Source organism: Streptomyces sp. G45 (assembly GCF_049542095.1).
Classification (GTDB): Bacteria; Actinomycetota; Actinomycetes; order Streptomycetales; family Streptomycetaceae; genus Streptomyces.
The window spans coordinates 3,225,823-3,239,283 of the sequence record NZ_JBMUZU010000001.1 but is presented as its reverse complement, the minus strand read 5'-3'; the positions used below and the strand labels follow the sequence as shown (position 1 = coordinate 3,239,283).

Here is a 13,461-nt window from a genome sequence, read left to right as displayed (position 1 = left end):
GCGCGGGCCCGGCGTCAGGCCGCCGAGTCGACGCCGGGCCCCCGGAACGTCCTCCGGTACGCGTTCGGGGTGGTCCCGAGGGCCCGGACGAACTGGTGGCGCAGCGCGGCCGCGGTCCCGAACCCGGACCGCGCCGCCACCGCGTCCACCGTCTCGTCCGTGCCCTCCAGCAACTCCTGGGCCCGCAGCAGCCGTTGGCGCAGCAGCCAGCGGTAGGGCGTGGTGCCCGTCTCCTGCTGGAAGCGGCGGGCGAAGGTGCGCGGCGACATATGGGCGCGGGCGGCCAGCTGGTCGACGGTCACCTCCCGGTCGAGGTGGCGCTCCATCCACGCCAGGGCGCCGCCGACGGTGTCGCACCGGGTGCGCGGCAGCGGCCGCTCGATGTACTGGGCCTGGCCGCCGTCGCGGTGCGGCGGCACGATCATGCGGCGCGCGATGGCGTTGGCGACCTCCGCGCCGTTCTCCCGGCGGACCAGGTGCAGGGCGGCGTCGATGCCCGCGGCGGTGCCCGCGGAGGTGATGACCGGGTCCTCGTCGACGTACAGCACGTCCGGCTCCACGGCGGCGCGCGGATAGCGGCGCCGCAGCTCCTCGGCGTGCCGCCAGTGCACCGCGCACCGCCGCCCGTCCAGCAGACCGGCCGCGCCGAGCACGAACACGCCCGTGCAGACGCTCAGGATGCGGGTGCCGCGCGCGGCGGCCCGGCGCAGGGCGTCCAGCAGGGCGGGCGGGAAGTCCCGGGTCACATAGGAGTCACCGGCCGGGACGGTGATGAGGTCGGCCTCTTCGAGCCGGTCCAGGCCGTGCGGCGTGGAGATGGTGAACCCGGCGTGCGTGCTCAGCGTGGGCCCCTCGGCCGACACCAGCGCGAAGTCGTACACCGGGAGGCCCTCGTCGCTGCGGTCGAGGCCGAACACCTCGGACACCACGCCGAGTTCGAAGGGATGCACGCCGTCGAGCGCCACGGCCGCCACATTGCTCAGCATGGCGCCCAGTGTGCCGGGCCATTGGCAGGAAATCGAGGGGGTGCGTCAGTTCTGCCACTCACGTGCGGGGACGGCCAGCGCGAGAGTGGTCGTCATGAACGCACACGACGCACTCGACACGCTGGCCGTCCTCGGGGTGTTCCTGCTCATGGCCCTGCCGTCACTGATCGGCCACGCCCACGACCGCCGGATCGACCGGCAGCTGCGGCGGGCCGAGCAGGGGCCGGATCAGAACTCGTCGTCGAACGACACCGAGCCCTCCACGGCGACCTGGTACGCCGACGGGCGCCGCTCGAAGAAGTTGGTCAGCTCCTGCACGCCCTGAAGCTCCATGAACGAGAACGGGTTCTCCGAGCCGTACACCGGCGCGAAGCCAAGACGCGTCAGGCGCTGGTCGGCGACGCACTCCAGGTACTGGCGCATCGACTCGGTGTTCATGCCCGGCAGGCCGTCGCCGCACAGGTCGCGGGCGAACTGCAGCTCCGCCTCGACGGCCTCCTTCAGCATGTCCGTGACCTGCTGCTGAAGCGCGTCGTCGAACAGGTCCGGCTCCTCCTTGCGGACGGTGTCCACGACGTCGAAGGCGAACGACATGTGCATCGTCTCGTCGCGGAACACCCAGTTGGTGCCGGTCGCCAGGCCGTGCAGCAGACCGCGGGACCGGAACCAGTAGACGTACGCGAAGGCCCCGTAGAAGAACAGCCCCTCGATGCACGCGGCGAAGCAGATCAGGTTCAGCAGGAAGCGGCGCCGGTCGGCCTTGGACTCCAGGCGGTCCAGCTTCTCCACCGAGTCCATCCACCGGAAGCAGAACTCGGCCTTCTCCCGGATGGAGGGGATGTTCTCCACGGCCGCGAAGGCGGCCGCGCGGTCCTCCGGGTCGGGCAGATAGGTGTCGAGCAGCGTCAGATAGAACTGGACGTGCACGGCCTCCTCGAACAGCTGACGGCTCAGGTACAGCCGCGCCTCGGGGGAGTTGATGTGCTTGTACAGCGTCAGCACCAGGTTGTTCGCCACGATCGAGTCGCCGGTCGCGAAGAACGCGACCAGGCGGCCGATCAGGTGCTGCTCCTCGGGCGTCAGCTTGGCCAGGTCGGCCACGTCCGAGTGGAGGTCGACCTCCTCGACGGTCCAGGTGTTCTTGATGGCGTCCCGGTAGCGCTCGTAGAAGTCGGGGTAGCGCATCGGGCGCAGGGTGAGCTCGAAACCGGGGTCGAGCAGGTTCTTCTCGGCGGAACTCATTACTGGCAGGCCTCGCAGGACTCGGGGTTCTCCAGGGAGCAGGCGACCGCCTCGGGGTCGGCGACCTGCTGGGGGACGGGGGTCGTGCCGGAGGCGGCACGGGCGATGCGCGTCGCGGGGCGCGAGCGCAGGTAGTACGTGGTCTTCAGGCCCCGCTGCCAGGCGTAGGCGTACATCGAGGAGAGCTTGCCGATGGTCGGCGTCTCCAGGAACAGGTTCAGGGACTGCGACTGGTCCAGGTACGGGGTGCGGGCGGCCGCCATGTCGATCAGGCCGCGCTGCGGGATCTCCCAGGCCGTGCGGTACAGGGCGCGCACGTCCTCGGGCACCCAGGTGAAGCCCTGCACCGAGCCGTTGGACTCGCGCAGCGCCTCCCGGGTGCGGGCGTCCCACGCGCCGAGCCGCTTCAGGTCCTCGACCAGGTAGGAGTTGACCTGGAGGAACTCCCCCGACAGCGTCTCGCGCTTGAACAGGTTGGAGACCTGCGGCTCGATGCACTCGTAGACGCCCGCGATGGACGCGATGGTCGCCGTCGGGGCGATGGCGAGCAGCAGCGAGTTGCGCAGGCCGACCTTCCCGATGCGCGCCCGCAGCGCCTCCCAGCGCTCGGGCCAGGCCTGCTCGGTGTCGTAGTGGTCCGGGTGCAGCACGCCGCGCGCGGTGCGGGTCTTCTCCCAGGCGGGCAGCGGCCCGTGGCGCTCGGCCAGGTCCGCCGACGCCTCGTACGCGGCCAGCATGATCCGCTCGGCGATCCTCGTCGACAGCGCCTTGGCCTCGGGGGAGTCGAAGGGCAGGCGCAGCTGGAAGAAGACGTCCTGGAGGCCCATGGCGCCCAGGCCCACCGGGCGCCACTTGGCGTTGGAGCGCCCCGCCTGCTCGGTCGGGTAGAAGTTGATGTCCACGACGCGGTCGAGGAACGTCACGGCCGTGCGGACGGTGGCGTCGAGCCGCTCCCAGTCGATGTCCCCGGCCGCCGTGTCGACGAACGCCCCGAGGTTCACCGAGCCGAGGTTGCAGACGGCCGTCTCGCCGTCGTCGGTGACCTCCAGGATCTCCGTGCACAGGTTGGAGGAGTGCACGGTGTGGCCGGGCTCGGCGGTCTGGTTGGCCGTCCGGTTGGAGGTGTCCTTGAAGGTCATCCAGCCGTTGCCGGTCTGCGCGAGGGCGCGCATCATCCGGCCGTACAGCTCGCGCGCGGGCATGGTCTTCTGCGCGAGACCGGCCGCCTCCGCCTTCTTGTACGCCGCGTCGAACTCCTCGCCCCACAGGTCGACAAGGTCGGGCACGTCGGAGGGCGAGAACAGCGACCACTCCTGGTCGGCGGCGACGCGGCGCATGAACTCGTCGGGGATCCAGTGCGCCAGGTTCAGGTTGTGGGTGCGCCGGGCGTCCTCGCCCGTGTTGTCGCGCAGCTCCAGGAACTCCTCGATGTCGGAGTGCCAGGTCTCCAGGTAGACCGCGGCGGCGCCCTTGCGGCGGCCGCCCTGGTTGACCGCCGCCACCGACGCGTCGAGGGTCTTCAGGAACGGCACGATGCCGTTGGAGTGCCCGTTGGTGCCGCGGATCAGCGAGCCGCGCGAGCGGATGCGGGAGTACGACAGGCCGATGCCGCCCGCGTGCTTCGACAGGCGCGCCACCTGGTGGTAGCGGTCGTAGATGGAGTCCAGCTCGTCAAGCGGCGAGTCGAGCAGGTAGCAGCTGGACATCTGCGGGTGCCGGGTGCCGGAGTTGAAGAGCGTCGGCGAGGACGGCAGGTAGTCCAGGCGGCTCATCAGGCCGTACAGCGCGGCGACCTCGTCGAGCGCGCGCTCGCTGTCGTCCTCGGCGAGCCCGGCGGCCACGCGCAGCATGAAGTGCTGCGGCGTCTCGATGACCTTGCGGGTGATCGGGTGCCGCAGCAGATAGCGGCTGTGCAGGGTGCGCAGGCCGAAGTAGCCGAAGCGGCGGTCGGCGCCGTCGGCGAGGGCGGCCTCCACGAGCCCGTCGAGGCGGGCGGCGTGCCGGGCGGCGAACGCGGCGGTGCGGTCGGCGATCAGGCCCTCGCGGTGCCCCACCGCGACCGACTCGGAGAACGACGTCACGCCCTGCGACGCGGCCTCCTCGCGGATGCCGATGGTCAGCAGGCGGGCGGCGAGCCGGGAGTACGCGGGGTCCTCGGAGATGAGCCCGGCGGCGGCCTCGGTGGCGAGTTCCCTCAGCTCCGCCTCGTCGGCCTTCGCCGAGCGGCCGCGCAGCGCGGCGGCGGCGACCCGGCCGGGGTCGGCGTCGGGGAGGTCGGCGGTGAGGTCGGTCAGGGTGCGCAACAGCGCGGTACCGGGACCGTCGGTGGTCGGCGCGGACCGCTCGGCGGTCTCGTTACCGGCTGCGGCCTGCGCTGACGCGGGCTCGGCGGGCGCGATGGTCACGTGGTGCTCTCCCTCGCTCGGCTCGGGGCCTGGCGGCGGGACGAGGGCACGCGGGCGCGACCGCGCGCGGCGGTGGCGTACTGCGCGTCCTTCAGCCCACTCCACGAGGCCCGGACATCTGGCGCCCGGACCGGGCGGTACGGGCGCGCTGTCGGCAGGTCCTCGGACTGATGGGTACGCAAAAGCGCACACGTACACCGTTGCGGGACAGTTCCGGACTTGCACCGGATTCCCCTGCGGCGACAGCGAGCACGAGCATACATCTTGTGCTGGCTTCTGGAAGCGCCCCTAGATGTTGTGTCGGAGGGTGACGCAGACCTCACCGGAAGGTGCCGTCGGGCGTCAACCGCGGGGGTGCGCGCGGCGGTCCGCACGGCGGCGGGCGCGGCGGCACACGGCCCCGGCCGCACCGCCGTTCACAGCGGTCTACAGGGGCCTACGGGGGTCTACAGGGGCCTACGGCGGCCTACGGCGGTCTACAGCGGCAACGCGTAGGCGAGCAGCGGAAGGCCGGGCAGCGGCTCCCAGTCCCGGCGCGGGGCGCGGACGAAGCCCAGGCGCACGTACAGCCGCTGCGCCGCGCCCATCGCGGGCTGGGTGGACAGCACCAGCGCCGTGCGCCCGGCGGCGCGGGCTCGGCGGGCGCAGTCGCGTACGAGGGCTTCGCCCGCGCCCCGGCCGCGCGCCTCGCGGCCGACGGCCAGCATGCGGATCTCGGCCTCGCCGTCCCGGCAGATCTCGGCGAGCGGCCCGCCCGCCGACGGCACGTACGTCACGCCGCCGAGCAGCCGCTCGCCCTCGACGGCCACCAGGACCTCGGCGGCGGCGTCCCGCCCGGCCACGTCCCGCAGCTGCTCCCGGTACCCGTCGGCCTCGTCGAAGGCCAGCAGACCGGCGTCCGCGTAGACCTCGGCCGTGAGGGTGCCCAGCGCCGCGTACTCGTCCGGCCGCACCCGTCTGATGGTGATGTCCATGCGCGGCAGTGTGCCCGAGGGCGGCGGTGGCGGGCCCCGTTTTCCCGCTTCCTCAGCCGCCGACGTGCGGTGGGTCCGTCGGCGCCTGGTCGCCGAACTCCGGCAGGTCGCCGCGCTCCACGGGGGCGGTGGGTGTGCTGGGTGTGCGGGGCGTGGCGGGCGTGCCCGTGTCGCCGCCGTCCGTGGGCAGGCCCATGGGGTCCGCGGGCCTCGGCAGGATCGCGTCGAGTTCGCGGTCGTCGGCGCGGTGGGCGCGCTCGGCGGCGGCGCGCAGCACGTCCCGGCCGACGGCCCCGCGGTCGGCGGAGACCTGGACGCGCAGCCCGTTCTCGGAGCGGGCGTATTCGTGCGCCTGGCCGGTCACGCGGTACCAGCCCGGACCGTCCTTCTCGCACCTGCTGGCCGCAGGCGGGACGGTGCGGCAGTTCGCGTCGTCGACGGTGCCGCGGTCGACGCGCAGGGCGATCCGCCCGCCGCCGCGCTTGTGCACGTACGTGACCTGGAAGCCGTCGGCGCCGAGCACGCCCGCGGACTGGGTCGCCGCCGTGTACCCGTCGGCCTCGGTCACGTACACGTGCTCGACGACGGTCTGCGCCGCCCGGGCCCGCGCCTCCAACTCGGCGCGGTCCGGGGCGGATCCCGCACCGGAGTCCTCCGTACCGCACCCCGTCAGGGCGAGCAGCAGGCACACGGGCGGCAGCAGACGTCGTCTCATGGGGCCATCCTCGCGTAGGGCGCGGATCAGTGCCCGGCGCCCACCTTCGGCAGCTCGGCCCGGACGCCCGCGTCCCCGGCGTCCGCCGTGTAGTCCTCGGGAGACGTCTCGTCGACGCCCTCGGGGGCCTTGAGGGCCCTCAGGACGACGGTGAGGACGACGGTCACCACCACGTTGAGGACGAACGCCGTCAGACCGATGTAGCCGATCTCGCCGATGCCGGGGATCTCCTTGGCGGAGCCGCCGAAGTGCTTCTGCGTCGGCGAGGCGACGCCGTACGCCGCGACCGTCCCGTACACCATGCCGACCGCCCACCCGGCGAGCAGCGCCCAGCGGTGGAACCACCGTGTGAACAGGCCGCCGACCAGCGCGGGCATGGTCTGGAGGATCCAGATGCCGCCCAGGAGCTGGAAGTTGATCGCCACCGTCTTGTCCATGCCGAGGACGAAGACGAGCGCGCCGACCTTCACCAGGAGCGACACCAGCTTGGAGACCTTCGTCTCCTGCTCGGGCGTCGCGTCCGGCCTCAGGAAGTCCTTGTAGATGTTGCGCGTGAACAGGTTCGCGGCCGCGATGGACATGATGGCCGCGGGCACCAGCGCGCCGATGCCGATCGCCGCGAACGCGACGCCCGTGAACCAGTCGGGGAACATGTCCTCGAACAGCTGCGGGATCGCCAACTGGCCGTTGTCGACCTTCACCCCGGCCGCGATCGCCATGAAGCCGAGCAGCGCGAGCAGGCCCAGCATCAGCGAGTACAGCGGCAGGATGGTGGTGTTGCGTCGGATCACGTCACGGCTGCGCGAGGACAGCGTCGCGGTGATCGAATGCGGATACATGAAGAGCGCGAGCGCCGAGCCGAGGGCCAGTGTGGCGTACGTCCACGTCCCCGCGTCGCCCGGCACGAGCGCGCCCACCGGCTTCCCGGTCGCCTCGTTCGTCGCGGAGAACTTCTCGTTCGCCGCGTGGAAGATCTCGTCGAAGCCGCCGAGCTTGATCGGGATGTAGATGACGGCCACCACGATCACGAGGTAGATCAGGGTGTCCTTCACGAACGCGATCAGCGCGGGCGCGCGCAGCCCCGACGAGTAGGTGTACGTGGCGAGCACGCCGAAGGCGATCAGCAGCGGCAGGTCCTTGACGAACCAGTTGGTGTCGTCGCCGCCGCCCACGCCCATCACGTCCAGGACGGCCTGGATGCCGACGAGTTGGAGCGCGATGTACGGCATGGTGGCGAGGATGCCGGTGACCGCCACGGCCAGCGACAGGCCCTTGGAGCCGAACCGCCCCCGGACGAAGTCCGACGTCGTCACGTACCCGTGCTTGTGCGAGACCGACCACAGACGCGGCAGGAAGGTGAAGATCAGCGGATAGACGAGGATGGTGTACGGCACGGCGAAGAACCCGGCCGCCCCCGCCGCGTAGATCGCCGCCGGGACGGCCACGAAGGTGTACGCCGTGTAGAGGTCGCCGCCCAGCAGGAACCAGGTCACCCAGGTGCCGAACGACCGGCCGCCGAGGCCCCACTCGTCGAGGCTGTGCTCGTTCTCGGCCTTGCGCCAGCGGGCGGCGAGGAAGCCCATGACGGTGACCGCGAGGAAGAAGAAGACGAAGACGGCGAGCGCGACGCCGTTGACACCGCCGCTCACCGGTCCGCACCGCCCCGCCGGGCCGTGCGGGCGCGCTGGTCGCGCTGCCACAGCCGGTAGGCGACCATCGTGAGCGCGGTCGATATCAGCACCCACAGCATCTGGTACCAGTAGAAGAACGGGATGCCGATGAAGGCCGGGTCGGCCTTGGCGTAGGAGCTGACCCAGAGCATGGCCACGAACGGCGCCGCGAGGCAGAGGGCCACGACCACGCGGACCGGCGTGACCGCGGGCTCTCTCCCTTCCGGCGCGACCGGCACTTCAGGCACGTCGGGCATGGCGCGGCTCCGTTCACTCAGTCGTCCCGTGATCACGCTCGTCTGATCACGCTCGTCCCGTGATCAACGTGCGGGAAATCTAAGTGACGGTCTCGCCTTTTGGAACCCCTGTCCGCATAACGGACAAGGGTGGTGAGGGCGGGGCAGGGGCCGAGGGCATGCCCTCTCAGCAGCAGCGGAACCCCTGCCGGGGGTCCGAGTCCTGCCGGTCCGTCCGCATCCGCTCGAACGCCCGGCGGCTCGGCACGGCGGCGTCCGGATGGTCCTTGCGCACGTGCGCCACGTACCGCTCGTACGCCGACTCGTCGGTCAACTCCCGTACGTACCAGCGGATTCCGCGCAGCGCGCGCAGCACCAGCCTTCCGGGCGGCCTCCCGCTCATGAGCGCGCGTCGGCGCTCTCGCGCTCCCGCGCCGCCGCCAGCTCCGCCTTCTCCTCCTTCGTCGGGAAGAGACCGGCGGGCGCCACCGTCCTGGACTCCACGAACGGGGCCTCGCTCAGGCGCGAGGCCAGCGGGTCGCGGACGTGCCGTACGCACACCCGGGCCGCGTCCGCGATCACCACGATGATCAGCAGCGCGAGCACCGCCGAAAGCACCCCGTCGACCGTGGAGTTGGTGACGACGGTGTGCATGTCGTCCATGGACTTGGCGGGCGGCAGGATCCTGCCGTCGTCGATGGCGTCCTGGTAGATCGAGCGCTGCTTGAAGAAGCCGACGCGCGGATCGCTGGAGAACACCTTCTGCCAGCTCGCCGTGAGCGTGACCGTGGCATCCCAGACGAGCGGGACGCCGGTGATCCAGGCCCACTTGAGGCGCCCGGACTTCACCAGGAGCGTGGTGCACACGGCGAGCGCGACGGCGGCCAGGAGCTGGTTGGCGATGCCGAAGATCGGGAAGAGCTGGTTGATGCCGCCGAGCGGCTCGTGCACGCCGACCCACAGGAAGTAGCCCCACAGGCCGGTCACGGCGGCGCTGGTGAGGACCAGGCCCGGCTTCCAACTGACGTTCCTGAAGGGCTTGTAGACGTTGCCCAGCATGTCCTGGAGCATGAACCGGCCCACGCGCGTGCCCGCGTCGAGCGCGGTGAGGATGAACAGCGCCTCGAACATGATCGCGAAGTGGTACCAGAAGGCCCGCAGCGAGTCCCCGGTGACCTTGGAGAAGATCTCCGAGACGCCGACGGCGAGGGTGGGCGCGCCGCCGGTGCGGGACAGCAGCGAGCTCTCCTCGACGTTCTTGGCGGCCTGCGCCAGGTCCTCGGGGGAGATGCTGTACCCGAAGTTCGCGACGGCCCGCGAGGCCTCCTGGACGGTGTCGCCGACGACCCCGGCGGGCGCGTTCATCGCGAAGTACAGGCCGGGGTCGATGATGGACGCGGCCACCAGGGCCATGATCGCCACGGACGACTCCATCAGCATGGAGCCGTAGCCGATCATCCGGACCTGCGTCTCCTTCTGGATCATCTTCGGCGTCGTACCGGAGGAGATCAGCGCGTGGAAGCCGGAGAGCGCGCCGCAGGCGATGGTGATGAACACGAACGGGAAGAGCGAGCCCGCGAAGACCGGCCCGTCGCCGCGCGAGGCGAAGTCGGTGACCGCGTCCATCTTCAGCGTCGGCAGCGTGACGACCACGCCGAGCGCGAGCAGCACGATCGTGCCGATCTTCATGAACGTCGACAGGTAGTCGCGCGGCGCGAGCAGCATCCACACCGGCAGGATCGACGCGATGAAGCCGTACGCCACCAGCCAGATCACCAGCGTGGAGGGCGCCAGCGTGAACGCCTCGGCCCAGGAGGACTCCGCGACCCAGCGGCCCCCGACGAGCGCGAGCAGCAGCAGCGCGATGCCGATGAGGGAGACCTCGCTGACCCGGCCGGGCCGCAGGACCCGCAGGTAGAAGCCCATGAGCAGGGCGATCGGGATGGTCATCGCGATGGAGAAGGTGCCCCACGGCGACTCGGCGAGCGCGTTCACGATCACCAGCGCCAGCACGCCGAGCAGGATGATCATGATCGCGAAGGTGGCGAGCAGTGCGGCGGCGCCGCCGAACGGTCCGATCTCGTCGCGTGCCATCTGCCCGAGCGAGCGGCCGTCGCGGCGGGTGGAGAAGAACAGGACCACCATGTCCTGCACGGCCCCCGCGAAGATCACCCCCGCGATGATCCAGATCGTGCCCGGCAGATACCCCATCTGGGCGGCGAGCACCGGCCCGACCAGCGGGCCCGCGCCCGCGATCGCCGCGAAGTGGTGCCCGAGCAGCACGCGCCGGTCGGTGGGGTGGAAGTCCACGCCGTTGTCGAGCCGTTCGGCGGGCGTGGCCCGGCGCTTGTCGACGCGCAGCACCTTGTACGCGATGAACTTCGCGTAGAAGCGGTAGGCGATGGCGTACGAGCCGAGCGCGGCGGCCACCATCCAGGCGGCCGACACCTCCTCGTCCCGGGAGAGCGCGAGCACGGTCCAGCCCGCGGCGCCGACCAGGGCGACGAGCGTCCACAGGGCGATGGTCTTCGGGTTCGCTGTGCGCACGGACCGTCCTCCCGTTGTCTGCGGTGACGGGAGGACGGTAGGCCAGGAAAGTGATCTGCGCTACGGGGCGGACGCGACTGGGTGCGGACGAGTTCCCGGGCGGGCCCCGGGACCGGCGCCGGGGTCAGTCCTGCGGCCGCTTGAGGCGGGCCACGAACTTGTACCGGTCGCCGCGGTAGACGGAGCGCACCCACTCCACCGGCTGGCCGCCGCCGTCGAGGGAGTGCCGGGACAGCATCAGCATCGGCAGCCCCACGTCGGTGCCGAGCAGGCCCGCCTCGCGCGGTGTGGCCAGGGAGGTCTCGATGGTCTCCTCGGCCTCGGCGAGGTGCACGTCGTACACCTCCGCGAGGGCCGTGTACAGCGAGGTGTACTTCACCAGGGAGCGCCGCAGCGCCGGGAAGCGCTTGGCCGACAGGTGCGTGGTCTCGATGGCCATCGGCTCGCCGCTGGCCAGCCGCAGCCGCTCGATGCGCAGCACGCGCCCGCCGGTGGTGATGTCGAGCAGTCCGGCGAGGGTGTCGTCCGCGGTGATGTACCCGATGTCCAGGAGCTGCGAGGTCGGCTCCAGGCCCTGGGCCTTCATGTCCTCGGTGTACGAGGTGAGCTGGAGGGCCTGCGACACCTTGGGCTTGGCGACGAACGTGCCCTTGCCCTGGATGCGCTCCAGGCGGCCCTCGACGACCAGTTCCTGGAGGGCCTGGCGGACCGTGGTGCGGGAGGTGTCGAACTCGGCGGCGAGGGTGCGCTCGGGCGGGACCGGGGTGCCGGGCGGCAGGGTCTCGGTCATGTCGAGCAAGTGCCGCTTCAGGCGGTAGTACTTGGGCACGCGGGCCGGGCGCACGGACTTGCCGGGGCCGGATCCGTCGCCCGGCGCGGGCGCGGGGGCCGCGGGGCCCGCGAGGAGGCCCGGCGACCCGGCGGGGGCCGTTCCGGGGGACCCCGCGGGGGCCGTGGACGTGCTCGCGGCCGCCGTCGCCGAGGCGCCCGCCTCGGCCTGGGTGCTGCCCGCCTCTGTGCCCATGCTCCGCCTTCCCGGCTCCTGCTCCGCTGTCACCGGCTCCTGTGCTGCTGCCGTCACCGGCTCCTCCGTCTGTCGCGGCTCACATCGTGGCACGGTCCGGTCCGAGCGGTCTTTGCCCGCTCAGGTGTCGGTCCGATAACGGAGGCGACTGCCCTTCTTATACACCCTTGACACCCCAAAAGGTCTAGGCCAAGCTCCCCCGTACTGGTCTACACCATTAAAGACCAGGTCCAGTCCCACGGGCAGTACTTTCGACTTTCGGTCCTCTTGGTCGCTGCGGGTGGGGGGTTGGCTGGCATCCAAAGGAGGATGACGTGAAGCGCAAGCTCATAGCGGCGATCGGTGTCGCGGGCATGTTGGTTTCGATCGCGGCCTGTGGTGACGACGGGGATGACAAGAAGGCCGGAAAGGACGGCTTCAAGGGCGAGACGCTGACGCTCTGGGCCATGGACGGTTCGACTCCGGACCAGTGGACCAAGGATGTCACGGCCGCCTTCGAGAAGAAGACCGGCGCCAAGCTGAAGATCGAGGTCCAGGACTGGAACGGCATTCAGCAGAAGCTGACCGCCGCCCTGTCGGAGGAGAACCCGCCGGACGTCTTCGAGATCGGCAACACCCAGACCGCCGCCTACGCCAAGTCCGGTGGCCTCGCTGACCTCAGCGACCTCAAGAAGTCCATCGGCGCCGACTGGACCGAGTCGGTCAACAAGTCCACGGTCGTCGACGGCAAGCAGTACGCCGCCCCGTGGTTCGTCCTGAACCGCGTGGTGCTCTACAACAAGAAGATCTGGGCCGAGGCGGGCATCAAGGACACGCCCAAGACCCGTGACGAGTTCTACGCCGACCTGAAGAAGATCGGTGAGAAGACGGACGCGGAGCCGATCTACCTGCCGGGCCAGAACTGGTACCACTTCGTCGGCCTCGTGATCGGTGAGGGCGGCGAGCTGGTCAAGAAGGACGGCGACAAGTGGGTCTCCAACCTGGACGACCCGAAGGTCGTCAAGGCCGCTGAGACGTACAAGAAGTTCCAGGCCCTGTCCAAGGCGCCGAAGAACAAGGACGAGGCCACCCCGCAGCAGGCCGAGGTCTTCGCCAAGGGCAAGACCGGCGCGTTCATCGGCATGGCCTGGGAGACCGCCACCGCCGTCAAGGCCAACAAGAAGATCGAGAAGGACATCGGCTACTTCACGATCCCGGGGGCCACGGCCGACAAGCCCGAGGGCGTCTTCCTCGGCGGCTCCAACCTCGCCGTCGCCGCCACCAGCGAGAAGCAGGAACTCGCCAAGGAGTTCCTGAAGATCGCGCTGTCCGACAAGTTCGAGGGCCAGCTCGCCAAGGAAGGCGGCGTGATCCCGAACAAGCAGGCCCTGGAGTCCAACCTCAAGGGCAACGCGGCCGCCGAGGCCATGTCCCCGGCCACCGCGGGCGGCGGCATCACCCCGCTGATCCCGGAGTGGGGCGCCGTCGAGAACGAGCCCAACCCGATCAAGAGCTACCTGACCGCGGTCATGAACGGCGATTCGCCCGCCGACGCCGCGAAGAAGGTCGAGGGCGAGTTCAACAAGCGCCTGTCGCAGAAGCAGTAAGGAAGCGCCCCGCCGGGGGCGGTGACACCAGGGTCGTGCCCGCGATCCTCACCTCGCCGCCCCCGGCGCATTCCTG

The 13,461-nt window shown here is 70.8% G+C and carries 12 protein-coding genes and 1 riboswitch; of the genes, 2 read left to right on the top strand and 10 right to left on the bottom strand.

Annotated elements, in window-relative coordinates:
* Positions 1-14: 14 nt before the first annotated feature.
* A complete protein-coding gene (locus tag ACOBQU_RS12965; RefSeq protein ID WP_423626789.1) occupies positions 15-986 on the bottom strand; it encodes a GlxA family transcriptional regulator in 972 nt (323 codons plus the stop codon).
* Between the two features lie 94 nt (positions 987-1,080).
* Between ACOBQU_RS12965 and ACOBQU_RS12960 the strand changes: the two genes are divergently transcribed.
* Positions 1,081-1,311: a hypothetical protein gene (locus ACOBQU_RS12960; protein WP_423626787.1), complete on the top strand. Its 231-nt coding sequence runs from the start codon at positions 1,081-1,083 to the stop codon at positions 1,309-1,311.
* Here the strand turns inward: ACOBQU_RS12960 and ACOBQU_RS12955 are convergent.
* The 9 genes from ACOBQU_RS12955 to ACOBQU_RS12915 form a co-directional block, all read right to left on the bottom strand.
* Positions 1,215-2,228 (bottom strand): ribonucleotide-diphosphate reductase subunit beta, encoded by a 1,014-nt coding sequence (locus ACOBQU_RS12955; RefSeq protein ID WP_423626785.1) that lies wholly within the window; start codon positions 2,226-2,228, stop codon positions 1,215-1,217. The two genes, ACOBQU_RS12960 and ACOBQU_RS12955, sit on opposite strands and share 97 nt — an antisense overlap.
* Positions 2,228-4,633 (bottom strand): ribonucleoside-diphosphate reductase subunit alpha, encoded by a 2,406-nt coding sequence (locus ACOBQU_RS12950; protein WP_423626783.1) that lies wholly within the window; start codon positions 4,631-4,633, stop codon positions 2,228-2,230. Before ACOBQU_RS12950 ends, ACOBQU_RS12955 begins: the two co-directional genes overlap by 1 nt.
* Positions 4,634-4,769: 136 nt before the next feature.
* Positions 4,770-4,892, bottom strand: a riboswitch (cobalamin riboswitch).
* A gap of 217 nt (positions 4,893-5,109) precedes the next feature.
* Positions 5,110-5,607: a GNAT family N-acetyltransferase gene (locus tag ACOBQU_RS12945; RefSeq protein WP_423626782.1), complete on the bottom strand. Its 498-nt coding sequence runs from the start codon at positions 5,605-5,607 to the stop codon at positions 5,110-5,112.
* 52 nt (positions 5,608-5,659) lie between these two features.
* Positions 5,660-6,322, bottom strand: a complete 663-nt coding sequence (locus ACOBQU_RS12940) for a hypothetical protein (RefSeq protein WP_423626780.1) — start codon at positions 6,320-6,322, stop codon at positions 5,660-5,662.
* A gap of 26 nt (positions 6,323-6,348) precedes the next feature.
* Positions 6,349-7,971, bottom strand: a complete 1,623-nt coding sequence (gene mctP, locus ACOBQU_RS12935) for a monocarboxylate uptake permease MctP (protein WP_423626778.1) — start codon at positions 7,969-7,971, stop codon at positions 6,349-6,351.
* On the bottom strand, positions 7,968-8,249 hold the full coding sequence (locus tag ACOBQU_RS12930) for a DUF3311 domain-containing protein (RefSeq protein ID WP_423626777.1): 282 nt from the start codon (positions 8,247-8,249) through the stop codon (positions 7,968-7,970). The genes mctP and ACOBQU_RS12930 overlap by 4 nt, the downstream gene beginning before the upstream one ends.
* A gap of 166 nt (positions 8,250-8,415) precedes the next feature.
* On the bottom strand, positions 8,416-8,631 hold the full coding sequence (locus ACOBQU_RS12925; RefSeq protein WP_423626775.1) for a YbdD/YjiX family protein: 216 nt from the start codon (positions 8,629-8,631) through the stop codon (positions 8,416-8,418).
* Positions 8,628-10,775, bottom strand: a complete 2,148-nt coding sequence (locus ACOBQU_RS12920; RefSeq protein ID WP_423626773.1) for a carbon starvation CstA family protein — start codon at positions 10,773-10,775, stop codon at positions 8,628-8,630. Before ACOBQU_RS12920 ends, ACOBQU_RS12925 begins: the two co-directional genes overlap by 4 nt.
* A gap of 124 nt (positions 10,776-10,899) precedes the next feature.
* Positions 10,900-11,799: a GntR family transcriptional regulator gene (locus ACOBQU_RS12915; protein ID WP_423626771.1), complete on the bottom strand. Its 900-nt coding sequence runs from the start codon at positions 11,797-11,799 to the stop codon at positions 10,900-10,902.
* Between the two features lie 314 nt (positions 11,800-12,113).
* Here ACOBQU_RS12915 and ACOBQU_RS12910 point away from each other — a divergent pair, with 314 nt between their 5' ends.
* Positions 12,114-13,385 carry an extracellular solute-binding protein gene (locus ACOBQU_RS12910; protein WP_423626769.1) on the top strand — a complete coding sequence of 424 codons (1,272 nt, stop codon included), beginning with the start codon at positions 12,114-12,116 and terminating at the stop codon, positions 13,383-13,385.
* Positions 13,386-13,461: the final 76 nt, after the last annotated feature.

Excerpts from the sequence above, each read along its gene's own strand:
- ACOBQU_RS12965 (WP_423626789.1), bottom strand. The coding sequence starts at position 986 with ATGCTGAGCAATGTGGCGGCCGTGGCGCTCGACGGCGTGCATCCCTTC.
- ACOBQU_RS12960 (WP_423626787.1), top strand. The coding sequence starts at position 1,081 with ATGAACGCACACGACGCACTCGACACGCTGGCCGTCCTCGGGGTGTTC.
- ACOBQU_RS12955 (WP_423626785.1), bottom strand. The coding sequence starts at position 2,228 with ATGAGTTCCGCCGAGAAGAACCTGCTCGACCCCGGTTTCGAGCTCACC.
- ACOBQU_RS12945 (WP_423626782.1), bottom strand. The coding sequence starts at position 5,607 with ATGGACATCACCATCAGACGGGTGCGGCCGGACGAGTACGCGGCGCTG.
- ACOBQU_RS12940 (WP_423626780.1), bottom strand. The coding sequence starts at position 6,322 with ATGAGACGACGTCTGCTGCCGCCCGTGTGCCTGCTGCTCGCCCTGACG.
- ACOBQU_RS12930 (WP_423626777.1), bottom strand. The coding sequence starts at position 8,249 with ATGCCCGACGTGCCTGAAGTGCCGGTCGCGCCGGAAGGGAGAGAGCCC.
- ACOBQU_RS12925 (WP_423626775.1), bottom strand. The coding sequence starts at position 8,631 with ATGAGCGGGAGGCCGCCCGGAAGGCTGGTGCTGCGCGCGCTGCGCGGA.
- ACOBQU_RS12915 (WP_423626771.1), bottom strand. The coding sequence starts at position 11,799 with ATGGGCACAGAGGCGGGCAGCACCCAGGCCGAGGCGGGCGCCTCGGCG.